The organism is Bartonella sp. AA56HLJMS, from assembly GCF_042197145.1.
Taxonomy (GTDB): domain Bacteria; phylum Pseudomonadota; class Alphaproteobacteria; order Rhizobiales; family Rhizobiaceae; genus Bartonella.
Map to the genome: position 1 here is coordinate 1 of NZ_JBHIRL010000089.1, position 974 is coordinate 974.

1 pseudogene is annotated in these 974 nt (G+C 43.5%); it reads right to left on the reverse strand.

Annotated elements, in window-relative coordinates:
* Nucleotides 1–974, reverse strand: a pseudogene (locus ACFINI_RS10000) (filamentous hemagglutinin); the annotation flags it as partial.

Sequence of the window (974 nt, forward strand, 5' to 3'; positions counted from 1 at the left end):
TTGGCGTGGATATCGGCATTTCCCCCTGCTCTCATAGAGCTATAATGGTTGTCAATGGTATCAGCGTTAATGATGAGATTGCCGTGAGATTGTATCATCCCCTGAACCGTTGGTTTATGCGAAAGCCCTTGCGTGACAGTCTTTTCTGTCATGTGTGACCAGTTATTCCATTGATAGCGTTCTATATTACTGTTTGTCTTGTCATATTCCCAAGTAAATGCCTTATAGACTGTTCCATCTTTCAAAGTTGCCGTACCATAGGTTCCTTCTTTGTTATTCCAAAGTTGCCAATCAAACAGAAAGTCTCGGGGACCTTCAAACCCAAACTCTCTATCAGAAAGACTTCCACTACCCCAACGATCCCAGCCCATATCGTGATATAAATTCCGTTCATTGAGTAAATAATACCCCTCTGGTTTTTGGAAAGAAATATCGCTATATTCCGTTTTTTCTGTGATGACAGGCGTGCTATCGGCTTCGTTTTTCAGGGTGTTGGTTTGGATATTTAAGTTTCCACCAGCTTGAATCAAGCCTGCTTTATTCACAAGGGAAAGGCTTTTTCCGCTGCCAGCCGCATTGGTAAAAAACAAATCACCCTCTGCCATTATGGCGCCAAAATCATTCAACAAAGCCCCATCAACTTGTAAAGCACCATTGCCCTTCACATAAATTAAACCCGTTTTGTTGTTGGTCACATCCCCCGTCACGCTAAAGACTAAATCCTGCCCCGATGCCAATTGACCACTATTTCCAAGCTCCCCCGTTTTGATCACGAAATCTCGTGCCGCTAAAACAGAAGTTGTCTCATCAACCATAACGCTTGGAGCAATAAAGAGAATATCTCCAGTCCCACCGCCATCTCTTACGGCTTGTAGCCGCGCATGGTGAATATCAAGAGCATTGGTGCTTTGAAAGTCTAAACCGCCATAAGCCAATTCGCTGCCCGAGACATCAATATGATCTGCAATTAAATA